Here is a 24,275-nt window from a genome sequence, read left to right on the forward strand (position 1 = left end):
GATCCATATTTCGTCAGCCTCGGCTCTCTCAATGATAGAGCGAGACAATTACGGTACTCGAAAAGAAAATCAGTGCAAACAAAAAGGGCCGCCAGATGGCGACCCTTTTCAATAGCTGTAAAGCTGTTCTGAAGCGGATTAACGCTTGGAGAACTGGAAGCTACGACGCGCTTTTGCTTTACCGTATTTCTTACGCTCAACTGTACGGGCATCACGTGTCAGGAAGCCACGTGCTTTCAGTGCAGGACGCAGAGTTGGCTCGAAGTAAGTCAGTGCTTTGGAGATACCGTGACGAACAGCACCAGCCTGACCAGAGAGACCACCACCCTTAACGGTACAAACCACATCGAACTCGCCTGAACGCTCAACAGTCTCGAAAGGCTGTGCGATCATCATGCGCAGAACTGGACGTGCGAAATAAACTTCTTCTTCACGACCGTTTACAGTGATTTTACCAGTGCCTGGCTTGATCCATACACGCGCAACAGCGTCTTTACGCTTACCGGTCGCATAGGCGCGACCCTGGGCATCAACTTTACGCTCGGCAACAACAGTAGTGTCCTGAACTACAGGAGCAGCACCACCAAGATCGCTCAAGGAATTGAGAGTTTCGTTAGCCATGGATTACTGGCTCCTCTTGTTCTTGATGTTTTTGGAAGCGATGTCCAAAACTTCAGGCTGCTGCGCTTCGTGCTGATGATCAGCACCTGCATATACACGCAGGTTGCGCATCTGCTGGCGACCGAGAGGTCCACGTGGAACCATGCGTTCGATAGCTTTTGAAACTACGCGCTCTGGAAAACGTCCTTCCAGAATCTGACCGGCAGTACGTTCCTTGATACCGCCAGGGTGGCCGGTATGCCAGTAGTACTTCTTGTCAGCGAGTTTGTTGCCGGTAAGAGCAACTTTCTCAGCGTTGATGATGATAACGTTATCACCACAATCCATGTGTGGTGTATAAGTCGTTTTGTGTTTTCCACGCAGAATTTTCGCGACCTCAACGGCCAAGCGACCGAGGACGACGTCTTGAGCGTCAACCACGAACCACTTTTTTTCGATATCTGCGGGTCTTGCAGAAAAAGTTTTCATATAACAGAGCCACTGCATACTGTTTAATAAGGGGCAAGACACTGAATGTGTTCTTGCGTGGCTGGTTTCTAATACAGTCCACCAATGCTGTCAAACAGTTTAATCCGACCTCGCAAAAAATACACCATTAAAATCAATAACTTAAAAATGAGGTATTAAAACACCTCATATATTTTCATTTTTTTGACTTTTTTTGAGCTGTTTTCTTCAGCCGATGAATTCTGTTGCAAGATATCGCCCGTCCGTGAAATATGTTTTTTTGTATAAAATAGAAAATATGGAGAATTTATGCGATCCACTTCTGATGTTGTGGTTATCGGTGGCGGTATTATAGGGAGTGCAGCAGCTTATTTTCTCGCAAGCTCTCCTGATTTTAACGGCACAGTTACAGTGGTTGAAAAAGACAGCAGCTACCAAAAATGCTCGACGACGCTCTCTGCCGCCTCGATCAGGCAGCAGTTCTCCACCCGGGAGAACATAGAGATTTCCCTTTTTGGCATTCAGTTTCTCAGAAACCTGAACCAGTATCTCGGCATAGAAGAATCTCTGGCAAATAACACCCCGCATGATATCGGCCTGCAAGAGAAGGGGTACCTGCTTCTTGCCAGCCCGGCCGGAGCAGATATCCTTCACAGGAACAACAAACTACAAACAGAACTTGGCGCTGACATTTCGCTCCTTCCTTCTTCAATCCTTCAGGAACGCTTTCCCTGGATGAACTGTGAGGATCTTGCCCTTGGTTCTTTGGGCAACTCTGGTGAAGGCTGGTTTGATGCCTACTCTTTGCTCCAGCTTTTCAAGGCAAAAAACAAGAGTCTGGCCGTTACCTACATCAATGACGAAGTTACTGGTTTGAAGAGCGGACAACAAAATGGCTCTGAACAGATTACCCATGCACGGCTCAGGAGTGGGCAAGAAATCGCCGGAAAATACTTTATCAATGCAGCTGGCCCGGCTGCGGCCTCCATTGCCTCAATGGCTGGAATAAACCTGCCCGTTGAAAGCCGTAAACGCTGCGTTTTTGTCTTCAATTGCCGAGACCAGATTACGAACTGTCCGCTTGTGGTCGATCCCAGCGGCGCTTATTTTCGCCCTGAAGGTCATAATTTCATCTGCGGGATTTCCCCACAGGAAGGCAATGATCCGGCCTGTAATGATTTTGATGTTGATTACAGTCTGTTCGAAGACGTTCTCTGGCCGACTCTGGCTCACCGTGTCCCGGCTTTCGAAAGCATCAAACAGGTCAATGCCTGGGCCGGACACTACGCCTATAATCTGCTGGACCAGAATGTCATTCTGGGTCCATCCCCTCAGATAGGTAATCTTCTTTTCGCGAATGGCTTTAGTGGGCACGGGTTGCAACAGGCACCAGCCGTCGGGCGGGCTCTCTCCGAACTGATCCTTTATGGCTCCTACCGGGAGCTTGATCTCTCTGTGTTCAATTTCGAGCGTATCTTGCAAAACAAACCGGTTAAAGAACTGAATGTTATCTGATAATTAACCAAAAACTCACCGCACAAGACATTGATTTAGAACGAAAATAAATAAATCGTTTCTTGTGCGGCCTCTTCTTTGGCCTGCCCTGTCACTTTCTTACCATTATTTTGCCCCAACACAGCGACAATCGCCGGGCCTATTATAACCCTATGGCAAACTATACTCAGATATACAGCACCAATGATCAGGCCGGTGCAGCACAGATCGAGCAGATGAGATCTCTCGAAGATATTGATGTTGATCGCTTGGTCTGGGATGTGGAATACCGCGAGAGCATCAAGGAATCCCTGCGGGGTTCTGCCCCATCCGGCCTGTCCTGCCAGAATAACGATCCCTCCTGTTACTCTCTCCGACGCCAGGCCTGAACGCCTCTGGCAAGAGCGGTTCCTCTTTCAGGTTTATCTCTGCCCCAACCCGTCTTCCCTACCCTGACTTCATCCCTTCTGGATTTTCGGCTTTTGTTTTTTTGGGGTAAAAGTGCTAAAATTGCCGCGCTTTACGCTACAGGCAACAAAACAGCATCTCAGGAACTGTTCTTGGATCTTCATCGTGAAAAAACCCACGACCAAACAGCTTAACTGGCTTAAGCGCGGTCTGCAGCAGGCAGGAGGCAAGCTTCCCCTGTTTGACAAAAATGGTCAACACTATGACAACCGGCTGATCAAGGCCTGTATCACACACGGATGGGCTGAACCCTGGTTTAACAACCCCCTTAAACCGGACTGGCTGGTATGCAAGCTTACGGACAATGGCCGGGCAGCCTGTACAAAGGCAACGCACAGCTCTGATTAACCCGATCAGGACAAACTCTGCCTCCTCCTCCACCTATTGCACTGCAGTGACAGCTTCGTGAAAATTCGACAGAAAGATTGACGAAGCAGGCAAACCCGCTTAGCCTCAAATTGATTGTGCAGCGCACAAATACTGACTTTGTCTTTGGACTGCTCCACTACGGCAGGAGCACAAACACAGAAACAGACCCGGAATCAAGCCCGGGCGCCATCCAGACAAAGCAATAAGAATTGGGGAAGATAGAGTGCTTTATAACTATTTCGACATGCAGAATGCCGCTTTGGGCCCGATGCGCGCTATGGCGCAGATGACCAAGACCTATTTCAGCCACCCGATGATGCCTCTCTCACGTACCTATCTTGGGAAGATCATGTCAGCAGGTGCTGACGTCCTTGAAGGCGTTATCCGCCATCGTGGCAAACCGGAATGGGGGTTTCAGGCCATCACCGATGACAAAGGCACCCATCCGATTGATCTTGCCCGCATAGACCACAAGCCTTTTGCCGATTTGATCCGCTTTCGCTGTGATCTCGCCAAGAATCCCAAAAAAGTTTTACTTGTCTCCCCCATGTCTGGACATTTTGCGACCTTGCTCCGCGGCACTGTACTCACGCTGGTCAAGGATCACGAGGTTTATGTGACAGACTGGGCCGATGCCAGTTCCGTACCAGCAACTGATGGTACTTTTGGCCTCGATGACTACATTCAGTATATCGTTGATTATATTCGTCTTCTCGGGCCGGATGTTCATGTCATTGCCGTTTGTCAACCTGCGCCACTCGTGTTGGCAGCTGTTGCCATCCTCGCTGGTGAAAATGATCCCTGCCAGCCAAGCAGTATGACCCTGATGGGTGGTCCGGTAGATCCCGGCGCCGCAGAAACAGAAGTCACAAAACTGGCAGACAGCCAGTCCCTGTCGTGGTTCAAGGAAAACCTCACCGCCAGTGTGCCGATGCAATACCCCGGCTCCGGACGTCGGGTCTACCCTGGCTTCATGCAGTTGGCTGCCTTTATCTCCATGAACTCATTCCGCCATGTCGATGCGCACATGCAGCACTTTAACAATCTGATTGTCGGGGACGGAGATTCCGCAGAAAGCCACACAAAATTCTATGACGAGTATCTCTCTGTCATGGATGTTACCGCAGAGTTTTATCTCGACACCATCCAGCATGTTTTTCAGGAACGCAGTTTGCCCAAAGGCACCATGGTCTGGAAAGACATCCCTGTTGATCCATCAAAAATCACAAAGACCGCGCTTTTGACCGTCGAAGGGGAACTCGACGATATCTCGGCGCCTGGACAAACCGAAGCTGCGCATGGTCTTTGCTCTTCACTCGCCCAGGGCAAGCACAAGAATCATGTCGAAAAAGGCGTTGGTCATTACGGCATTTTTAATGGTCGCAAATGGCGTGAGAACATCTATCCCGTCATCAATGAGTTTATTGAAAAAAATCACAATAAGTCATAGATTTTGTTAGCTTTTTATAAAGACTATCGCTTTAGCCTAGGCGATAGTCTTTATCGCTATTACGATCTGGTGCTGTTTCATGCGGGTTTTTCCCTGTCGCTCTCTGTTGTTTTTTGCCCTTTCAAGTGCGGTTTTTCTGGCTGGCTGTGGCGAAATCTATGACGACACCAAAGGCTGGGCGCCCCGTTTTCTGACCGAGATAAAAAAGAGCGCAAAAGAATCTCCGCCCCCGGATGAAACCGCGATACAGCCAACAGAACCTGCCCAGGAAGAAATAAAGGTCACCGCCCTAGAACCTGCCACCGGGGTTCCCTCCAGCGACAAGATCAAGGCGGATGCCAAGACAGCCAAACCGCCAGTTCAAAAAACCGCAACCAAACAACCCGCGGCTCCAGCCACGTCTTCTAAAGGCACTTACGCCATTCACCTCGCTTCTAACAAAAGCAAGGAAAGTGCCCAAAAAGAATGGACGGAATTGAAAAATGCCTTCCCTCAGGAGACCAAGGGCCTGTCTTTTCAGACAAAACAGGTCGAGGTCACAGGTAAAGGTACTTTCTACAGAGTTCTCGGCGCGCCCTTCACCAGCCGGGAAGCAGCCAGCACGGTCTGTGAAGAACTTAAAAGAAAAAAACAGTACTGCGCTGTTATAAAAATCTGATTACAGTTAATCACCGCAGAAACCAAAGGCCTGTTTAACGAAATCAGGCTTTAAAAAAGACGACAGGAGAGCCCCGCAAAGCAACGCCTTAGGAGGCTCCCGGACAGATAAAATTTGGGGGTGGCAAATTCGTCCTCAGCCTGGCCCCTAGTTCTTTGTCCCAATCGTGCAAGTATGAACACCACCACTTTCACTCATCGTACCGCCATGCTTTTTGCAAGACGTTTTGAGAACCGAGGGGCAAACGCTGGCAAAATAAGGCGGCACACTACAGTTGACTTTATGTTCCTTTTTTAAAATGTTACCCCCGGTAGTTCCCTGCAAGACCAATCGGTCAAGCTTTTGACTTTGCTGCACAACGCTGCTCGCCCCCGCAGTTGAGAAAGCAGTTACCCAAAAAACGCCTGTAACCAGAGATACGATAGAGAATGTTCGACATACTGTTTTGAAACACATGATATGCTCCTTTGGTATTATGAAGTTTTGCCCCTAGGGACACGAACATCAGTATGTCGTTCCAACTTGTCTGTTGGTTCATTTCAAAGAAGTTTTTATGTTTTTTGTACTTCAAGACAAAAAGCCAGGTAAAATCACAAAGCTATTTTCGCCCGAGAATTTTACGTAATTCAGATGCTTTTGCCTGGGCTCCCTTGACCACAAAACCGATATCGGCACCATCGAAAACAATATCATACCTCGCCTTGTACAAATCTGCAGCTGAGCGCCCAGCACTCGGCAGTCCAGCAAGAATTTTACCTTCACGCAAAACAATTTTCTCGATTTCTGTGATGACTTTCATTACCTCTGGATGATCAGGCTGCCCGGGATAGCCTAGATCAGACGAAAGGTCCGCAGGGCCAATGAAAATGGTATCAACACCTGCCGTTGTCACAATTTCCTGAGCATTCTTCGCGCCTTCTGCCGTCTCGATCTGACAGATAACCATAACCTGGTCATTAAAACTCTCAAGATACTCGGCCGCTTTAACACCGTAGTCTGCTGCACGTATTATTGTCGAGGCGACACCTCTGTTCCCCAGGGGAGCATAGAGCGCGGCTTCAACCGCCTTACGGGCCTCTTCAGCTGAAGAAACCGAAGGTATCATCACACCATCAGCCCCGGCATCAAGGACCCGTTTAATCTTTGAAGAAGCATTGCTCGATACCCGGACATACACCTTCGGGCCATACGCACGCGCCGCCTGCATCTGCGTCAAGGCATCCATAATCGATCCCGGACCATGTTCAAGGTCGATCATCAGACAGTCATTGCCAGCCTGCGCAATAATCTCTGTCGCCAAGGGACTGAACATATCAATCCAGCAGCCAAAGGCCGGGTGATTTTTTCCAAGTTTTCTCAGCAAAAATTCTTTGGTCATTTCTGATTTTCTCTTTTGATCATCGTATCAACGGTTCAGGTGAGGCTCCAAACGCGTAAGCGCTTCACTCAAGAGCCCCGGGCTACAGGCAAAGCACATTCTAAAGTAAGGCCCATCATGCGCGAAGGCACTGCCCGGCACAATCCCGACACCCGTTTTATCAAGAATCTCGATTGCATAAGCAAAAGGGTCCTCAACACCTTCAACTGAAAAATAGGCATAGAAAGCAGCTTCCGGTACCGGGATAGTAACACGGGAAAAAGCAGCTAACCCCTCGCAAACCAGATCCCGGCGTTGTTTCAGGGCAGCCCGGTTGGCCTGGATAAATGCCTCGCCTTGCTCAATTGCCGCCACGCCGGCTTTCTGAATAAAGGGAGCAGCTCCGGAAATATTGAATTCCGTCATCCTGGCGAGAGAAAGTCCGATTTCTGGCGGAGCAGTAATCCACCCCAGACGCCAGCCCGTCATGTTCCATGCCTTTGAAAAACTGTTGAGCAGAATAACCTGATCTTCGGCAGTCATTATTTCGGCAACAGAAGGTGCCGACTTTCCCTCGTATACCATCCGGCCATAGACATCATCACAAACCAGCCAGATCCCTCTCTTGCGACAGTAATCCAGTATCGCCACCAGCTCTTCCCGGGTCGCAACCCAGCCCGTGGGATTGTTTGGCGAGTTGAGATAAAGCAGCTTGCACCCTGCATCACAGTCCGAAAACAGCCGTTCCAGATTCAGAGACCATTTTCCCGCCTCATCACGTTGAAGCAGGAACGAGGAAACATCCGCCCCCAACAATCTGGCCGCATTGGCCGCATTCGGCCAGATCGGGCTGATAATCTTTACCTTGTCCCCCGGATTGAGCAGGCACTGAAAGGAAAGCATCACCCCCTGCATACCCGAAGCAGCAACAGTGATCTGTTGATCCGAAATCTGCGTTCCGTACAGTTCTGTCATGTAGCGACTTATAGCTTTTCGCAAGACAGGCAGTCCTGCACTTGGGGGGTAAGTTGTAAAGTTGGCATCGATTGCCGCCTTGCCTGCCTCTTTGATGAATTCAGGCGTGGGTTCATCACTCTCCCCAAACCAGAGAGGAATGACACCCTCTTTCCCAAAACCATGCTCCATGACAGCGCGTATATGACTGCGTTCAAGCTTTCCCGCAGTCCTGCTGATTTCATATACCATCAAGTCATTCCTCTGTGTTTTTTCTCTACCAAGGGTATTAAATAAACCTTCAGAGAACAAGCACACCTTTTACAGAAAAATCACTCTAACTATATGAGGATAATAATTTTATCATGAATAAATTGTGCTTAAATTTTTATACAGTCATCGCACAGGGACAATTTAAAATTGAAATTTCATGTTTTTGGACGAACAGAAAAACAGGAAAACTCCTCAGAACTTGTCACACAGATAATATTGTAGGCTAAAAAGATGGCAGACGCCCCTCTGCAAGCTTGCCGAGGATGTGCCCAGAAGACACATCCTCCCGCAGGACGACACTTGCATCCCCGGATCGTGGCTTACACATTGCACGATAAGCAGCCTGCCTCGGGAAGTACCCCCCAATCGCGCCACCGGCAGCGTACAGGGGCCTTTTCCCGAAGCTGTTTACCGGGAATAAGGCTCCCGGAAACTCGTCTTGGGCTATGTAACAAATTTTCGCTAAATGCTCAAGAATTTCCATGACTTAAAGGAACAGGCTCTCGACTTCTGCCCCACAGCAAAGCGACCTGATACCATTTCACCCGGCGATACAGTCTAATCCAGACCCTCGGCCAATTCATTCAGGCTTTCCTGATCCAGAATTTCGATACCGCCTCCCGAAGGAATGGCAATAATTTTCTGTTTCTTGAGGTTTGTCAGAGTTCGGCTGACCGTCTCTGTCGTCAGGCCAAGATAATCACCAATATCAGAACGACCCATCGGTAAAGGCACCAGATGTTTATCTGCTGACGACTCACCACCGCGCTTGACCAGTGTAATAAGAAAGCTGCTGACCTTTTCTACAGCCGTCTTTCTCCCCAACAATAACATCTGATCCTGGGCCAGCACCAACTCATGAGACACCATATTCAACAGGCGGTTTTCAAGCTGGGGTAATCTGCTTAACAGCCCCTCAAGCTTTTCCCGGGGAAATCGACAAAGTCGGGAATCTTCAATCGCCTCGGCCGAATAGGCATAAAGATCGTTCATGGCAATCCCGAGAAAATCACCAGGAAACAGAAATCCTGTCATCTGGCGGCGACCATCAGGCAAAAGTTTGAAAAGCTTGATCGAACCGGCCGTCACATTAAAGAGATAATCTGCAGAATCAGTCTCATTTATAATTGTCACACCCCGCCCGACCTCAAGGCTGGTTGAAATTGCAGAAAGCTCGCGTAACTCTTCACAGGACAGCGCGTGACAGAGGCTCATTTGTGCAACGTTACAGTTCTCACAAGGAGAGTAAGCTTCTGACTGGGTTGTTACAGCGCTTGCCGTGTGAGAATGGCTTCTCATGCTTTAAATTCCTGACAGACTATTAAGTCGCAGTGATACTACCACAGCATCACTTGGCAAACCGTGAAGATTTTATTTTACATGCGTCATATTGACCTACATCAAAGACACAGCTGAATCTAGCTGCTTGTTTGGGAATGTTCAACCTCTGTGCGAGTACCTGCTGTGCAATTTGCCATCACCCCACTTGACCAAAGTAAAAGTCAACAAGTCCTGCCGTTGATACAAATGGTCAAAAGCGACATCACTGCTGAGCAATGGCAACAATATGTCAACAGTTTTACCGGTCGCAATACCCGGGAATGTGGCATTATCACAGTCAGGAATGCGACAAATTACTATATGGGAGTACTCTGCTACAAGATAATCGAAGACGTTATGCATCAAAGGGTTATGGATGTCACCAACTATGTAGCTGCCGATATTTTAGGACGTAATGATATATCGGGAACTCTGCTGAACTGGCTGGAAGAACAAGCGAGAAGTCGGGACTGTCAGGCTATCCACATCACGATAGATGTTAAACACAGCCCGATTCCACAAAGCAGTTATAGTAAATCCATCCCAAGCCAAATGTCAGATAGAGGTTACCTTTGTGACGCGACGAGGTTGTGTAAAAAATTGAACTGAGCTTCCTCTAGCGCTGACAGCTGTGCCTCAATCGAGGAGACAGGGCGATCTTTATGGGTGCGTCAACCCGTAACATTGACCTAGATCAATGCCTTTTTATAGATAAGACGTAGGGTAAGTGGGTGCCGAAAGTCCACTTCGGCCAGATAAACCACGTTCTTAATAATAAGGCGACTTCAGGAATGACTCGGGAAACAACCGCAAATGCACGGTTATCCGTCGATGGATGGGTAACAGTCGTGGCGCTGCTTATTGGGGCTTTTTACGCCACCTTGACAGCTGCGCGCACAGAAGACCCGGTGATGTCAGTTCATGCATATATTTTTGCAGGGGCTTTCATTTTAGGACTCTTTGGAATTATCAAGGCATATTACGACAACTCCGAATGCCTTGCAGATCAGCCTGCCGGAGCAGAAACCACAATCCGGTACAACCTCGACATTGTCAAAGCTGGTGTCATCGCTTCAGTATTCTGGGGTATTGCTGGCTTTCTGGCTGGGGATACAATCGCATTTCAGCTCGCTTATCCGGACCTGAACTTTGATGCATCTTTTTTCAATTTCGGACGACTGCGCCCCCTGCATACATCGGCTGTGATCTTTGCATTTGGTGGAAACGTTCTTATTGCGACCTCTTTCTATGTTGTCCAACGTACCTGCAAGGCCCGCCTTCCCGGCACCTTGGCCCCCTGGTTCGTTTTCTGGGGGTATCAGCTGTTCATCGTAATTGCGGCAACCGGTTATCTGATGGGGGCAACACAGGGCAAAGAATACGCCGAGCCTGAATGGTATGCCGATCTTTGGCTGACCATCGTCTGGGTAGTCTATCTTTTTGTCTTCCTTGGCACTCTCTGGAAACGTCAGGAACCACATATCTATGTGGCCAACTGGTTCTATCTCGCCTTTATCGCGACGATCGCCATGCTCCACATTATCAACAATCTTGCTGTTCCAGTCTCCTGGACCAGTTCAAAGAGCTATGTTCTCTTTGCCGGAGTTCAGGACGCCCTGACCCAGTGGTGGTACGGACATAATGCCGTTGGCTTCTTTCTGACAGCCGGCTTTCTGGCAATTATGTACTACTTTGTTCCCAAACGTGCTGGTCGTCCGGTTTATTCCTATCGCCTTTCCATCGTGCACTTCTGGTCCCTGATTTTCATGTATATCTGGGCTGGTCCCCACCACCTTCATTACACAGCACTACCTGATTGGGCCCAGACACTTGGAATGACCTTCTCCATCATGCTGTGGATGCCCTCCTGGGGTGGCATGATCAATGGCCTCATGACACTCTCAGGCGCCTGGGACAAACTGCGCACTGATCCCGTCTTGCGCATGCTGGTTGTTTCTGTTGCGTTTTATGGCATGAGCACCTTTGAAGGTCCCGTCATGTCGATCAAGGCAGTGAACTCTCTCAGTCATTATACTGACTGGACCGTTGGTCACGTTCACTCCGGCGCTCTTGGCTGGGTTGCCTACGTCAGTTTTGGGGCTCTTTACTGTCTCGTTCCCTGGCTATGGAACCGAACCCAGCTCTATTCCCTGAAACTGGTGAGCTACCACTTCTGGATTTCGACGTTCGGCATCTTGCTCTACATCACGTCCATGTGGGTGTCTGGTATTCTCCAGGGCCTGATGTGGCGGGCCTATAACGATCTTGGCTTCCTGGAATACTCCTTCGTGGAAACTGTTGAAGCGATGAATCCTTTCTACTGGATCCGTGCTATCGGTGGTGCCTTCTTCGTGGTTGGATCTTTGATCATGGCCTACAACCTCTGGCGGACAGCCCGGGGCGATCTGAGAGTAGAAAGTCGCTCTCTGGCGCCTGAAGCTGTTCCCAATCCCGTAGCTGCCGCATAAGGAGGGTATCAGCATGATTAAACATGAAATCTTCGAAAAAAACTCGATCATTCTCCTGATCGGCATTCTTATTGTTGTTTCGATCGGTGGTCTGATTGAGATCGCACCGCTGTTCTTTCTGGAGAGCACAATCGAGAAGGTAAAGGGCATGCGCCCTTACTCTCCGCTTGAGCTGGCAGGACGAAATATCTACATCCGCGAGGGCTGTTACAACTGTCACTCACAGATGATCCGCTCGCTGAAGGATGAGGTCGAACGTTACGGCCCTTATTCCCTGGCAGCGGAATCCATGTACGACCACCCGTTCCAGTGGGGCTCAAAGCGAACCGGGCCAGATCTCGCCCGTGTCGGCAGCAAGTACTCTGATGATTGGCACCGCGAGCACCTAGTCAATCCGCGAGGTATCGTTCCTGAATCTGTCATGCCAGGTTATCCGTTCCTGCTGGATACTCCCCTGTATTACAAGGATATCAAGGAGCATCTTGAGGCAAACCGCATGGTCGGTGTGCCCTATAGCGACGAGATGATCGAAACCGCCATGGAAGACGTTCGCAACCAGGTTGATCCTGATGCTGATACAGATGGGCTTCTCGCCCGTTACCCCAAGGCCCAGGTGCGTGATTTTGATGGAAACCCCAAGGTTCTCTCTGAAATGGATGCTCTGATTGCCTATCTGCAAATGCTCGGCACCCTTGTCGATTTCTCAGCCTATAAAGCTGAGGGACAGAACCAGCGCTAGGAGATTGTAATGGATTACAGTGAAGTTTCACATTTTTCACAAACCTGGGGTCTGGTCTATCTGGTTGTCATGTTTCTTGGTGGCGTGATCTATGCGCTTTGGCCAAAAAACAAGGATAAATTCGACCACGCCGCCCACATTCCACTAGAGGATGACTAGTCATGGCAGGAACTCCGAGAAAAGACGAGATTTCCGGCGTCGAAACCACGGGTCACAAGTGGGACGATATCGAGGAACTCAACAACCCCTTGCCACGCTGGTGGCTCTGGGTCTTCTACGCCTCTGTTTTATGGGCTGTCGTCTACTGGATCGCCATGCCAGCCTGGCCTGGAATTTCCGATTACACCAAGGGAATGCTGGGTTATTCACAACGTAATGTGGTCCAGAATGAATTGGCAGCAGTAAAGGCAAGCAGAGCCGAATGGGATCAACAGATCCTGAATTCCTCGCTGGAGGAAATCGTTAAGGACGACACCCTGAACCAATATGCCCTTGCTGCGGGTAAGGCCGCATTTGGGGACAATTGTACCGGTTGTCACGGCAGCGGTGCTCAGGGCGGAAAAGGCTATCCAAACCTGAACGATGATCACTGGCTCTGGGGAGGATCACTTGAAGAAATCCATACCTCGATTGCTTATGGTATCCGCTCGACCCATGAGGACACCCGGGTCAATGACATGAGTGCCTTCCTCCGTGATGAAATTCTGGAAAAGGCCGAAATTTCAGATGTGGCTGAATATGTCATGTCCCTTTCCGGAACTGCCACAGATGCCCAGGCCGCCAGCCGTGGCGAAGAACTGTTTGTAGACAACTGTGTCGCCTGCCATTCAGAAGGGGGTCTCGGCAACCGTGATCTTGGCGCACCAAATCTTGCCGACAGCCTCTGGCTTTATGGCGGCGACAAAGCCACCATCATCCAGAGTATTGCCTATGGCAGAAAAGGTGTTATGCCAACCTGGGAAGCCCGGCTTGATCCAGTCACGATCAAGGCACTCAGCATCTATGTCCACGCCCTAGGCGGTGGCGAATAGAGATCTGTTTGAGGGAGTGACAAAGTCACTCCCTCAAAATTTTTAAACAAAAAAATTATCCACGACCCGTCAGAAAAGAATCGTGCCAGAGAATGAGTACCAAGCTGGAAGATATCGTCAGAGACGCCACCATCGAAGTCGATGCCGTCAATAAAAAAGAGAACCGGTCGCTTTATAAAAAGCGGGAACCGATTTTTCCCAAGCGCGCGACCGGACAGTTCCGCCGTTTGAAATGGCTGATCATGATCTTGACCCTTTCAATCTACTACCTGGTCCCCTTTATCAGGTGGGATCGGGGTCCAGGTGCTCCTGATCAGGCGGTATTAATTGATTTTCCAGGTAATCGTTTTTACTTTTTCTTTATCGAATTATGGCCGCAGGAAGTCTACTACATCACGGGTATTCTGATTGTTGCTGCCTTATTGCTTTTCTTTTTTACCAGCCTGTTTGGCCGGGTCTGGTGCGGCTACTCCTGCCCCCAGACTGTCTGGACAGATCTCTTTATTGCTGTCGAGCGCTGGGTTGAAGGGGATCGTAATGCCCGCATCAAACTTCACCGGGCCCCCTGGTCGCTTGAGAAAATCGGGAAATACAGCCTTAAACATACGATATGGCTGTTGATTGGCGTCGCTACCGGTGGAGCCTGGGTTTTTTATTTTGCCGATGCACCAACCCTGTTTGTCGAACTTTTCACCCTTCAGGCTGACATGATGGCCTACAGCTTTGTCGCGCTGCTGACCTTCACCACCTATACCCTTGGTGGCCTCGCACGCGAGCAGGTCTGTATCTACATGTGCCCCTGGCCCCGTATCCAGGGAGCCATGATGGATGAGGATTCGCTCCAGGTTACCTACAAACTGGATCGGGGAGAACCACGCGGCCGGGCCAAAAAAGCCCATGACGACGAAAATTTTGGCGACTGTATCGACTGTAAACAATGCGTCGTGGTCTGCCCGATGGGAATTGATATCAGAGATGGTTCCCAGCTCGAATGTATCAACTGCGCCCTTTGTATCGATGCCTGTGATGGCATTATGGACAAGATGGGTACTCCTCGGGGCCTGATTGCCTATGACACCGATGCCAATCTCGCTCGACGTATTGCTGGCAAGGCGGAACAGTTCACCCTCCTGCGTATGCGCACCGTTCTCTATGCTCTCGCAATCGTGTTCGTCTGCGCGGTGATGGGCTACGTTCTGATGACCCGATCCTCTCTGGATCTCAATGTTCTCAGGGACCGGAATCCGATCTTCGTCAAGCTGTCAGATGGCAGTATTCGCAATGGCTATACAGTCAAGATTCTCAACAAGGAACGCAGCGTCCGGCAGTTTGCCGTATCTGTTGATGGCCTGCCAGTCGAGACGCTCAAGATAAATGACATTGCCGACACAAGTACAGCCCCCATTGTTGAGGTTAAACCCGATAGCCTGCGCAGCGTCCATCTCTTCATTTCTGTCAATGAAACAAATCTTGCCTCTGCCTCAGAGCCTGTCAACATCACTGTCACCGATACTGAAAACGGAAACTCGGTTACCTATGACAGTGTTTTTATCGGACCAGAAAAAAGACCATGACCTCTATTGAAAGTTTTTCATCTATGACCAACAAAACTTCAAATCAGGAAAAGGGGAAATTTACCGGCAAACATTTTCTGGTCTGGATCCTCGGTTTTTTTACTGTTGTGATTGCGATAAATATCGCTTTCATATTTTTGGCGACGGATACCTGGACCGGTTTGTCGAGTAAAACGGCCTATGTTGATGGTTTGAAATACAATCAGACACTCGAAGCCGTAAAAAACCAGCGGGCTCTGGGCTGGCACAACACCCTGACCCTGACAAAAACAGGACAACAGCACAGTCTTGACTTCACACTGGAAGACCGGGATGGAACAGCCCTATCGGGGTTCACAGTTACTGCCCTTGTCGGCCGCCCGACCCTGCAGAAATACGACCAGACAGTCACACTGGGAGAAAGTGCAAAGGGAACGTATCAGGCAGCTCTTGATCTTCCTCTGCTCGGGCAGTGGCATATCAGTCTGAAGGCAATCGGCCCCGATGGCACAAGCTATCAACTTGAACAGCGTTTTATCGTAAAGTAGGTCGCAAATGTCCAAATGTTGCTCAGGTAACAACACAGCAAAAGTTGATTCTGCACTGGCAGTCTCTCATCCGCCTGTGCAGAACTGCTGTTCAAAAGAAAATATTAATGGGCAGGCTGAAGCAGAGACCACCTGTTCCGCTTCCCGGTCTCAACCTGTGGCGACTGTGCCCCCAGTCAAAGCAGTTTACCAGACAGCTGCTGAACCAAGCATTGACCCAACGGCTTATGTCCTTGCCGCCAAAGACGGACTCTCGTCCCTGAACCTGATCATAGATTCTATCCACTGCCCCTCCTGTATTCGGCTGATTGAAGGCAATCTGAAAAAATTACCGGGCATCAAATCTGCCAGAGTGAACCTTTCCACCAAACGGCTTTTCGTTTTGTGGGATGAGGCCCTTACCCCCGCCAAAGCAATCATCCACAAGCTTGACGAGCTGGATTTTCCACCAACACCGTTCAACCCTGCCCTTTTGACTTCTGCTTCGGAAAAAGAGGACAAGGCTCTGCTTCGAGCCATGGGCGTTGCCGGTTTTGCGGCCGCAAACGTGATGTTGCTTTCCGTGGCCGTCTGGTCCGGCACCGATGAAATGGGTCCGGCCACCCGCGACCTCATGCATTGGGTATCCGCCTTGATCGCGCTGCCAACAGTGGCCTATTCCGGGCAACCTTTTTTCCGCTCGGCCTTTGCTGCTTTAAAAGCCCGTAGCCTGAATATGGACGTGCCGATTTCCCTTGCGGTACTTCTGGCCGTTGGAATGAGCGTCAGTGAAACCCTGCAAAGCGCAAAGCACGCCTATTTTGATGCCTCGGTCATGCTGCTGTTCTTTCTGCTTATCGGGCGTTACCTGGATCGCCGGATGCGGAGCCGTGCACAATCCGCAGCCCAGAACCTGCTATCACTCAGGGCCATCGCCGCAACAGTCATCAACGAAGACGGCAGCAGGACTTCCCTACCTGTTGAAGCAATCGAAACCGGGATGAAAGTAGCCATTGCTGTCGGGGAAAAGGTCCCGGTTGACGGCAGGATAACCAGCGGGAAGTCAGAACTGGACACTTCACTGGTGACAGGAGAATCCCTGCCCCAGATCGCCGAAACAGGGGATGTTGTCTTTGCTGGGACACTCAATCTCGCTGCCCCGATCGAGGTAAAGGTAACTGCACGGGATGACCAAACCCTTCTCTCAGAGATAGTGCGCCTTATGGAAACAGCTGAACAAGGGCGCGCCAAGTACGTTCAGCTTGCAGACAGGGCGGCACAGATCTACGCTCCGGCCGTTCACCTTCTTTCCGCCCTGACATTCGCTGGCTGGTGGATCCTGGGGGATGGAGGCTGGCATCCCGCATTGATGAACGCGGTTGCCGTTCTGATCATCACCTGCCCCTGCGCCCTTGGGCTTGCCGTACCGACGGTTCAGGTCGTCGCCAGCGGGCTGTTGCTAAAGCGGGGCATTCTGGTCAAAGCCGCCGACGGGCTTGAACGCCTGGCGGATGCCGATGCGGTTGTCTTTGATAAAACCGGAACACTTACCGAAGGCAAACCTGCCTTGATCAACCAGGCAAGTATCACAGAAAACGATCTTCAGCTTGCGGCGTCTCTCGCTCTACACAGCAAACATCCTCTGTCAAAAGCAGTGTTGAAGGCTTTCACTGGAAAGCCGATCCCCCTTACTGATATTCATGAAGAAGCCGGGCAAGGTCTCGAGGGGTATCTGAATAATCAGCGCATTCGAATTGGCAATCGCCACTGGTGCGGTCTCGACCAGTCTACAGATGAAAACGAGACAGTTAGTGAACTCTGGCTCAGCAGCAGTGATAATAAACTGGTACGCTTTACCTTTACAGACAGATTGCGGGATGATGCAGTCGAGGCCGTAGCCCTCTCCGCACGTTATCTGGGATCGGCCGAATTGCTCTCTGGTGACCGGAAGGCAGCTGTCACACTTGCAGCAAAAGAACTGGGATTAAAAAACTGGAGAGCTGAAGCCAATCCGAAAGATAAAATTATCCGGTTGGAAGAGCTTGCGCGAGAGAATAAAAAGGTCCTGATGATCGGTGATGGCCTCAACGACGCGCCTGCTCTGGCAACAGCCTTTGTGTCTGCCTCTCCAGCAACCGCATCAGATATCAGTCAAACCGCCGCCGATTTTGTCTTTCAGGGCAACAGGCTGAAACCAATGATCGAAGCAATCGCTATTGCCCGCAAAGCAAAGGCCCTGATCTTTCAGAACTTTGGTCTTGCAATACTTTACAATACCATCGCAGTGCCTCTTGCCATGGCTGGTTACGTTACACCGCTGATCGCTGCTCTGGCCATGTCTGGTTCTTCGATTATTGTTACTCTGAATGCTCTGCGTTTACGCCTGTCAGAGAAGGAAAGCTGACCATGTCTGCCCTCGTCTTTCTTATTCCCGTAGCTCTCGGATTGGGTCTTCTCGGCCTGGTCGCTTTTCTTTGGTCGCTGCGCAGCGGACAGTTTGATGATCTTGATGGTGCCGCTTATCGTGCTGTTTTTGACGATGATATCGTCGATCCAGCGGAAGAACGAAGCAGAGAGGTCAGCAAAGCACCTGGAAAAAAGTGATAAAACACCCTCTCCAGCCTTCCCTTTCCACGGAAGAACTGCACAGGCGTTGCAAACAGGAAGATGACCTCAGTAAAGCCTTTCCCAAATGTTGCTGATTTAAAAAATTTGGCGGGCTCTATTCCAGGGCAAAGGCCTTGCCATATCCAATTTTGGCCCCCTCTGGCAAAACAGCTTTTCGAAACTCGAGAGCCATGAAGCATTCGCCAGTGAAAGGTCCATCAAGCTTTTCTGCCAGCTCTGACGAAAAACCGAAACGTCTATAATAATCCGGATCACCCAAGACAATAATTCCGGCCAGATCCACATTATTCCGGCAGATCTGGATCCCTGCCTCAACCAGTTTACTGCCGATCCCTTCTTTTTGTCGCTCTGGAAGCACAGCCAGAGGAGCCAGAGCAGCAGCCGAAAGAATAAGTTCCGGAGACTGGACCTCCATAACACTGAAGAGTATATGGCCAAGCACCTTCCCCTCCTCTTCAGCCACCAGGCCAAACAGCACCTCTTCTTCCAGATAAAGCCGTTTGATCAGGTCGCTTTCATCCCATTGCCCGAAAGCATCATGAACAAGCTGTAGTACCGCCCCCCGGTCTTTCATTTCTTCCTGTCGTATCTCGATCACCAGTAACAGACCTTCTCAGAGTGGTAGTTCCGTAGTGTACTTCAGACTGCGCAGGGCAAAGCGGGAACTGACAGATTGGATAATCGACAGATGCAGAAACTGATCTGTAATCATCCGGTCGTAAGCTTCAATATCTTTAGCCACAATACGCAACAGATAATCCCTGTCTCCTGTTACCGTATAGCATTCCATAATTTCTGGACGTCGGGCAACAATCGCCTCGAACTGACGTGCGTTTTCCTCACTGTGGCGTAACAGGGTTACCGTCGCAAAAACCGTAACACCCAGTCCGACAGTTCTGGGATCCAGCAGGCAGACCTCCTTGCGAATCAGACCTTCGTCGCGAAAGCGTTTGATCCGCCGCCAGCAAGGTGACTGCGACAGACCTACCCGCTCGGCAATCTCAGCTGTCGGCAAGGTAGAATCCTTCTGCAGCAGGCTCAGAATTTTAATATCTACAGGATCGAGTTCAATCACAATTCCATTTACCGCATATTATTGGATATTTTATGCGTATTGAAGCATAAATTACCAAAAATAGAAATAACATTCCCCATGAACAAACATAAAATAAACCCAGCTAATTTAGTCGGAATTGGCGAGAAGGCTGTTGGATTATCCGGGAGAATAAAATGGGGCATCAAGGCTCTGTCTATGAATCAAAAACACCTGATCAACAGGGCTTTTATCATTATGATAGTGAGGAAAACCAGATCTGGCATGATCTGATAACCCGGCAGCGCGAAATTCTTGATGGACGGATTTGCCCTGAATTCCTTCGAGGAATTGATTTGCTGGGCCTCTCTGCCACCAAGGTCCCCCAATTAAAAGAAGTCAGTGCCCGTCTTTATGAGGCAACAGGCTTTGGCGTTGAATCTGTCCCGGCTGTTATTCCGCCAAAAGATTTCTTTTCTATTCTTGCCAACAGACGTTTTCCGGCCGCGACCTTTATCCGTCTGCGCCAGGATTTTGACTACATCAAGGAACCTGACGTGTTCCATGAGATATTCGGCCACTGCCCCATGCTGACCAACAGCTCCTTCGCCGATTACGTTCAGGAATATGGCAAGCTTGCCCTCTCTGTGGACAAAAAATACATGTGGTCACTGCAGAGACTTTTCTGGTTCACCGTTGAGTTTGGCCTTCTCAGAACCACAGCGGGACTGCGGATTTATGGTGCCGGATTGGCCTCTTCGTCCGGCGAGGCGGTTTACTGCATGGACAGTCCAATTCCAGTCAAACTGGATTTTGATCCCTTGAGTATTTTCAGAACAGAATACCGGATCGATGTATTCCAGCCGATTTATTATGTGATCGACAGCTTCGAGCAACTGTTTGAAACCATCACATCAAACCTGATCCCGATCATGGATGAAGCGAAGGCACTCGGCAGCATCAATCAACAGATCCTGCCCGCTTCAGCAAACACTCTTACACACTAGTTTTTCCTCTTCCTGTTGGAGATTTTAATGGTTAACACGGCTTCAAAAAATGTAACGACATCGGCTGGACAGTCACACTGGGACAATCCTGCCGGTACGCTTGGTTTTGAATTTGTAGAGTTCACAACCAAAAATCCTGCCCCCATGCGCGCCCTTCTGGTCAGCCTCGGTTTCAAGGCAAAGGCCCGTCACCGTTCAAAGCAGGTCACTCTCTTTACCCAGGACAAGATCAACTTTCTCCTGAATGAAGAGCCTGACAGTTTCGCTGCCGAATTTGCCAATGAGCATGGCTCCTCGGTTTGTGCCGTTGCTTTTGCCGTGCAGGATGCCGGGAAAACAGCCAGGCATCTCAAATCGCTTGATGCAGAACTCTACGAAAGCAAAGTCGGACCAATGGAGCTCAGCATCCCCGCGATCAAAGGGGTTGGTGAAAGCCTGGTTTATCTCGTAGACCGCCAGAGCAGTCGCAGTATCTATGATATCGACTTTATTCCTCTCGTTGGTGAAGACAGCAATCTGCAGGATGTTGGCCTGACCTACATTGACCATCTGACCAACAATGTGTTCCAGGGCCGGATGAACTATTGGGCAGAGTTCTATGAGAAATTTTTCAATTTCCGCGAAATCCGCTATTTTGATATCGAAGGAAAATTGACGGGCCTGCACAGCCGGGCCATGACCAGTCCCTGTGGTAACATTCGTATCCCGATTAATGAATCCGCTGATGACAAGTCCCAGATCGCAGAATATCTGAAAGATTACAACGGCGAAGGTGTCCAGCACATCGCCATGGGAACCGACGATATTTATGAAACCGTGCGCAAGCTGCGAGAAAATGGTGTTGACTTCATGCCCGCGCCGCCTGATGCCTATTACAATAACCTTGATACGCGCGTTCCTGGCCATGGCGAAGACGTCAACCGTCTGAAAGAACATGGCATTCTACTTGATGGTGCCCCAACCGAAGATGGCGGCATTCTCCTGCAGATCTTTACCAAGACCTGTGTTGGCCCGATTTTCTTTGAAATCATCCAACGCAAGGGAGACGAAGGTTTTGGTGAAGGAAACTTCAAGGCCCTTTTTGAATCTATGGAACAGGACCAAATAGATCGTGGTGTGCTCAAAGATGAATAACACGCCTGATCAGTCTTTCTGAACAGAACTGTCTGCTCCCCGGCCTCTCCTGCCGGGGGAGCAGACAGTTGGAGGACCCGCATGAAACTGGCAACTCTGAAATACATTGGAAGGAACGGGAGGCCAACCCGGGACGGCAAGCTCGTTGTCGTTGACAGAACACTCTCGCGCTATATTGAAGTGCCTGAAATATGTGGCACCATGCAGGAAGCCCTGGATGACTGGGAAGCAACCGCCCCCGGTCTTGAAAGCGTATACCACCGCCTGAATGCCGGTGAAGAAACAGAACACGCCCCCTTTGATGCCACCAACTGTATGGCCCCCCTTCCCCGTTGTTATCAATGGATTGACGGCTCTGCCTACGTCAATCACGTTGAACTGGTACGCAAAGCCCGTGGAGCCGACATGCCCGAAAGCTATTGGCATGATCCTCTGATGTACCAGGGAGGATCGGACCATTTGATCGGTCCTCATGCCCCTGTTGAAATCATCTCTGAAGACTACGGAATAGACTTCGAAGCTGAAGTTGCCGTCATAACTGATGACGTTCCCATGCACGTGTCTTTGGAACAGGCTCCACGACATATCAAGTTGTTATGTCTGGTGAATGACGTTTCCTTACGCAATCTGATCCCGGCAGAACTGGCAAAGGGTTTTGGTTTCTTTCATAGCAAGCCTGCCTCGGCCTTTTCTCCAGTGGCCATAACACCCGACGAACTTGGCCCTCACTGGAATGGAAACAAGGTACACCTCCCCTTGGTGACCACTTATAACGAAGTCGAGTTTGGGCGTCCGAATGCCGGCATCGACATGACATTCAATTTTGCCCAACTGATCTCACACGCTGCAAAAACAAGGCATCTTGGCGCTGGTACAATTATCGGCTCCGGGACAGTTTCAAACAAGGATGCTTCCGTCGGATCTTCCTGTCTGGCTGAAAAACGCATGCTGGAAATCATCGCCAATGGCAAGACAGAAACCGGCTTCATGAAATTCGGAGATCATATACGTATCGAGATGCCAGGACCTGACGGAGAACCCTTGTTTGGCGCTATTAGTCAATTTGTGATCGAGCACGCCATCTGTCAGGAAGAAGTCCGCTATACTTCTGCTTTTGAATAGGAAATATCCATGAGCATAGAGATCGAGCTCTATGATTATTATCGCTCTTCTGCCTCTTATCGAGTGAGAATAGCCCTTGAACTAAAAAATCGCCCATACCAGAAAATCCCGATCAATCTAAAAACCGGGGGACATCATGAGCTATCCTATAGAACGATCAATCCGCAAGGATTGGTTCCCTCACTTATAATCGGCCCGAAGGTGCTGACACAATCAATGGCTATTTTGGAATATCTGGAAGAGGTTTACCCGGATCCTCCCCTTTTGCCCCGGAACCCCTTTGAGCGCGCTGAAGTCAGATCAATTGCCCAGATCATCGCCTGTGATATTCACCCTCTAAATAACCTTCGTGTTCTCAATTATCTGAAACAAGAAACCACTTTGGATGAGCAACAGGTCTCTGACTGGTACCAACACTGGGTCCATGAAGGTTTTCTCGCAATAGAACAGCGGCTTGTGACATCTGCAGGGGAATACAGCTATGGCTCAGACATCACACTGGCTGACATCTGTCTCGCTCCACAGGTCTACAACGCCAAACGGTTTTCCTGTGACCTCTCGCCTTACCCGACGTTAATCAGGGTTGCTGGGAATTTGTCCCAGCTTTCCGCTTTTACCCGCAGTCATCCTGATTCCAACTGAAAGACAACAATAGAGAAGATAATTCTCATATCCCCCCCATACATTAACCTTATTATTGGCAGTTTTTCACGATTTTTTCAGCCTCACGCTAAAAGCTGGTAATTATTTAAAATTTGTAGTAATACTTTGTTAACAATTCACAAACAGTCGGTAAGGCCTGATGCAACAGGGGGCAATCAAACAGTCCATGGATCTGGAAGCGGCTCTCAGACACGAGCCGTCTGAGCATTTGTCTTTGGTGCAGGAGCCCAATAACAAATGGGATATCCTTCACAAACAGGCCAATCGTCTTTTCCATTATCGGCTGACCGAACACAGTCTTTCCCAACAAGACAGAGAAGCCCTGATGTTGGCCCGGAATGAAATTCACCACTTGGCCTCGTCCCTCAAGGCATCCGATGCCTTAAGAAAAGCCCTCAAGAAATCCTGAATTGCTGTTCCAGCTGACGAAGTGCCTCATCTGTTCCTTCAAACAGACAGTCTGCTCCCTCCAAACCGAACTTTCGCTCCAGGATCATGATTTTCTGTTGAGCACAGAGATATTCCATATGTGAAATATCCTTGAAAGCGATAAAGAGTTCCAGCTTGAGCAGTTCAACATAAGGCATGAACCTGGCTGCAGCTATAACGGTCTTTACACTTTCCGAATAAGCCCGCACCAGCCCCCCTGTACCAAGCTTTGTACCGCCAAAAAACCTGACTGTGATAATGGCTGTATTGATCAGGTCATTGCCCTGGAGAACCCGAAGACTTGGCGGACCAGATGTCCCAGAGGGCTCTCCGTCATCGGATGATCCCTCCTCCACCTGTCCATAGCCATTTAACCTCCGGAACGCCCAGACATGATGGTTGGCTTTCTTGTGCTCTTCCTTCAGTTCCTCCAGTCGGAGAGCAAAGTTTTTTTCAGGTAATAAATATGACAGAAAGCGAGACTTCTTCTCCTCAATTTCTCCCTGAAACTCTCTCTCTACAACCTGCAT

Annotated in this window: 27 protein-coding genes; 19 read left to right on the forward strand and 8 right to left on the reverse strand. The window is 49.7% G+C overall.

The window, feature by feature from the left end; translation table 11 throughout:
- Positions 1-138: 138 nt before the first annotated feature.
- Together rpsI and rplM are read right to left on the reverse strand one after the other, a co-directional pair.
- Positions 139-621, reverse strand: coding sequence for a 30S ribosomal protein S9 (gene rpsI / locus O4H49_RS04860; protein ID WP_269422309.1), 483 nt, complete (start codon positions 619-621; stop codon positions 139-141).
- 3 nt (positions 622-624) lie between these two features.
- Positions 625-1,089, reverse strand: a complete 465-nt coding sequence (gene rplM / locus O4H49_RS04865; RefSeq protein WP_269422310.1) for a 50S ribosomal protein L13 — start codon at positions 1,087-1,089, stop codon at positions 625-627.
- Positions 1,090-1,377: 288 nt separating this feature from the next.
- Between rplM and O4H49_RS04870 the strand changes: the two genes are divergently transcribed.
- The 5 genes from O4H49_RS04870 to O4H49_RS04890 all read left to right on the forward strand — a co-directional run bounded on the left by O4H49_RS04870 (position 1,378) and on the right by O4H49_RS04890 (position 5,507).
- Positions 1,378-2,583, forward strand: a complete 1,206-nt coding sequence (locus tag O4H49_RS04870) for an NAD(P)/FAD-dependent oxidoreductase (protein ID WP_269422311.1) — start codon at positions 1,378-1,380, stop codon at positions 2,581-2,583.
- A gap of 152 nt (positions 2,584-2,735) precedes the next feature.
- On the forward strand, positions 2,736-2,951 hold the full coding sequence (locus tag O4H49_RS04875; protein WP_269422312.1) for a hypothetical protein: 216 nt from the start codon (positions 2,736-2,738) through the stop codon (positions 2,949-2,951).
- 184 nt (positions 2,952-3,135) lie between these two features.
- Positions 3,136-3,378, forward strand: a complete 243-nt coding sequence (locus O4H49_RS04880; protein ID WP_269422313.1) for a hypothetical protein — start codon at positions 3,136-3,138, stop codon at positions 3,376-3,378.
- 244 nt (positions 3,379-3,622) lie between these two features.
- Positions 3,623-4,849 (forward strand): polyhydroxyalkanoate depolymerase, encoded by a 1,227-nt coding sequence (locus O4H49_RS04885; protein ID WP_269422314.1) that lies wholly within the window; start codon positions 3,623-3,625, stop codon positions 4,847-4,849.
- Positions 4,850-4,928: 79 nt separating this feature from the next.
- Entirely contained in the window at positions 4,929-5,507 is a 579-nt protein-coding gene (locus O4H49_RS04890; RefSeq protein WP_269422315.1) for an SPOR domain-containing protein, read from the forward strand.
- A 598-nt stretch (positions 5,508-6,105) separates the two neighbouring features.
- On the opposite strand, the gene O4H49_RS04895 is transcribed toward O4H49_RS04890, so the two are convergent.
- From O4H49_RS04895 to O4H49_RS04905, 3 genes are all read right to left on the reverse strand, one after another.
- A complete protein-coding gene (locus tag O4H49_RS04895) occupies positions 6,106-6,885 on the reverse strand; it encodes an HpcH/HpaI aldolase family protein (protein ID WP_269422316.1) in 780 nt (259 codons plus the stop codon).
- Positions 6,886-6,912: 27 nt separating this feature from the next.
- Positions 6,913-8,070, reverse strand: coding sequence for a pyridoxal phosphate-dependent aminotransferase (locus O4H49_RS04900; protein WP_269422317.1), 1,158 nt, complete (start codon positions 8,068-8,070; stop codon positions 6,913-6,915).
- 579 nt (positions 8,071-8,649) lie between these two features.
- On the reverse strand, positions 8,650-9,390 hold the full coding sequence (locus O4H49_RS04905; RefSeq protein ID WP_269422318.1) for a Crp/Fnr family transcriptional regulator: 741 nt from the start codon (positions 9,388-9,390) through the stop codon (positions 8,650-8,652).
- A gap of 165 nt (positions 9,391-9,555) precedes the next feature.
- On the opposite strand from O4H49_RS04905, the gene O4H49_RS04910 reads away from it, so the two are divergent.
- The 9 genes from O4H49_RS04910 to ccoS all read left to right on the forward strand — a co-directional run bounded on the left by O4H49_RS04910 (position 9,556) and on the right by ccoS (position 18,333).
- Positions 9,556-10,020 (forward strand): hypothetical protein, encoded by a 465-nt coding sequence (locus O4H49_RS04910; protein ID WP_269422319.1) that lies wholly within the window; start codon positions 9,556-9,558, stop codon positions 10,018-10,020.
- Between the two features lie 182 nt (positions 10,021-10,202).
- Positions 10,203-11,879 (forward strand): cytochrome-c oxidase, cbb3-type subunit I, encoded by a 1,677-nt coding sequence (ccoN, locus tag O4H49_RS04915; RefSeq protein ID WP_269422320.1) that lies wholly within the window; start codon positions 10,203-10,205, stop codon positions 11,877-11,879.
- 13 nt (positions 11,880-11,892) lie between these two features.
- Positions 11,893-12,618, forward strand: a complete 726-nt coding sequence (gene ccoO / locus O4H49_RS04920) for a cytochrome-c oxidase, cbb3-type subunit II (protein ID WP_269422321.1) — start codon at positions 11,893-11,895, stop codon at positions 12,616-12,618.
- Positions 12,619-12,627: 9 nt separating this feature from the next.
- Positions 12,628-12,777, forward strand: a complete 150-nt coding sequence (locus O4H49_RS04925) for a cbb3-type cytochrome c oxidase subunit 3 (protein ID WP_269422322.1) — start codon at positions 12,628-12,630, stop codon at positions 12,775-12,777.
- A 2-nt stretch (positions 12,778-12,779) separates the two neighbouring features.
- Positions 12,780-13,649, forward strand: a complete 870-nt coding sequence (gene ccoP / locus O4H49_RS04930; protein ID WP_269422323.1) for a cytochrome-c oxidase, cbb3-type subunit III — start codon at positions 12,780-12,782, stop codon at positions 13,647-13,649.
- Between the two features lie 92 nt (positions 13,650-13,741).
- Entirely contained in the window at positions 13,742-15,223 is a 1,482-nt protein-coding gene (gene ccoG / locus O4H49_RS04935) for a cytochrome c oxidase accessory protein CcoG (protein WP_269422324.1), read from the forward strand.
- 23 nt (positions 15,224-15,246) lie between these two features.
- On the forward strand, positions 15,247-15,750 hold the full coding sequence (locus O4H49_RS04940; protein ID WP_269422325.1) for a FixH family protein: 504 nt from the start codon (positions 15,247-15,249) through the stop codon (positions 15,748-15,750).
- Between the two features lie 157 nt (positions 15,751-15,907).
- Entirely contained in the window at positions 15,908-18,133 is a 2,226-nt protein-coding gene (locus O4H49_RS04945) for a cation-translocating P-type ATPase (RefSeq protein ID WP_269422326.1), read from the forward strand.
- Between the two features lie 2 nt (positions 18,134-18,135).
- Positions 18,136-18,333: a cbb3-type cytochrome oxidase assembly protein CcoS gene (ccoS, locus tag O4H49_RS04950; RefSeq protein ID WP_269422327.1), complete on the forward strand. Its 198-nt coding sequence runs from the start codon at positions 18,136-18,138 to the stop codon at positions 18,331-18,333.
- Between the two features lie 118 nt (positions 18,334-18,451).
- Here ccoS and O4H49_RS04955 read toward each other — a convergent pair whose 3' ends face one another.
- The gene (locus O4H49_RS04955) at positions 18,452-18,955 is read right to left on the reverse strand and encodes a GNAT family N-acetyltransferase (RefSeq protein WP_269422328.1); all 504 of its coding nucleotides are present in this window, start codon (positions 18,953-18,955) and stop codon (positions 18,452-18,454) included.
- 15 nt (positions 18,956-18,970) lie between these two features.
- Positions 18,971-19,432: an Lrp/AsnC family transcriptional regulator gene (locus O4H49_RS04960; RefSeq protein ID WP_269422329.1), complete on the reverse strand. Its 462-nt coding sequence runs from the start codon at positions 19,430-19,432 to the stop codon at positions 18,971-18,973.
- A 155-nt stretch (positions 19,433-19,587) separates the two neighbouring features.
- Between O4H49_RS04960 and phhA the strand changes: the two genes are divergently transcribed.
- The 5 genes from phhA to O4H49_RS04985 all read left to right on the forward strand — a co-directional run bounded on the left by phhA (position 19,588) and on the right by O4H49_RS04985 (position 23,725).
- Positions 19,588-20,397, forward strand: coding sequence for a phenylalanine 4-monooxygenase (phhA, locus tag O4H49_RS04965; protein WP_269422330.1), 810 nt, complete (start codon positions 19,588-19,590; stop codon positions 20,395-20,397).
- 27 nt (positions 20,398-20,424) lie between these two features.
- Positions 20,425-21,531, forward strand: a complete 1,107-nt coding sequence (gene hppD / locus O4H49_RS04970) for a 4-hydroxyphenylpyruvate dioxygenase (RefSeq protein WP_269422331.1) — start codon at positions 20,425-20,427, stop codon at positions 21,529-21,531.
- An 81-nt stretch (positions 21,532-21,612) separates the two neighbouring features.
- Positions 21,613-22,653, forward strand: a complete 1,041-nt coding sequence (locus O4H49_RS04975) for a fumarylacetoacetate hydrolase family protein (RefSeq protein WP_269422332.1) — start codon at positions 21,613-21,615, stop codon at positions 22,651-22,653.
- Positions 22,654-22,662: 9 nt separating this feature from the next.
- Positions 22,663-23,295 carry a maleylacetoacetate isomerase gene (gene maiA, locus O4H49_RS04980; RefSeq protein ID WP_269422333.1) on the forward strand — a complete coding sequence of 211 codons (633 nt, stop codon included), beginning with the start codon at positions 22,663-22,665 and terminating at the stop codon, positions 23,293-23,295.
- 160 nt (positions 23,296-23,455) lie between these two features.
- On the forward strand, positions 23,456-23,725 hold the full coding sequence (locus tag O4H49_RS04985; RefSeq protein WP_269422334.1) for a hypothetical protein: 270 nt from the start codon (positions 23,456-23,458) through the stop codon (positions 23,723-23,725).
- On the opposite strand, the gene O4H49_RS04990 is transcribed toward O4H49_RS04985, so the two are convergent.
- Positions 23,712-24,275 carry an IMPACT family protein gene (locus O4H49_RS04990; RefSeq protein WP_269422335.1) on the reverse strand — a complete coding sequence of 188 codons (564 nt, stop codon included), beginning with the start codon at positions 24,273-24,275 and terminating at the stop codon, positions 23,712-23,714. The genes O4H49_RS04985 and O4H49_RS04990 overlap by 14 nt on opposite strands.

It is taken from the genome of Kiloniella laminariae, from assembly GCF_027214005.1.
GTDB lineage: Bacteria > Pseudomonadota > Alphaproteobacteria > Kiloniellales > Kiloniellaceae > Kiloniella > Kiloniella laminariae_A.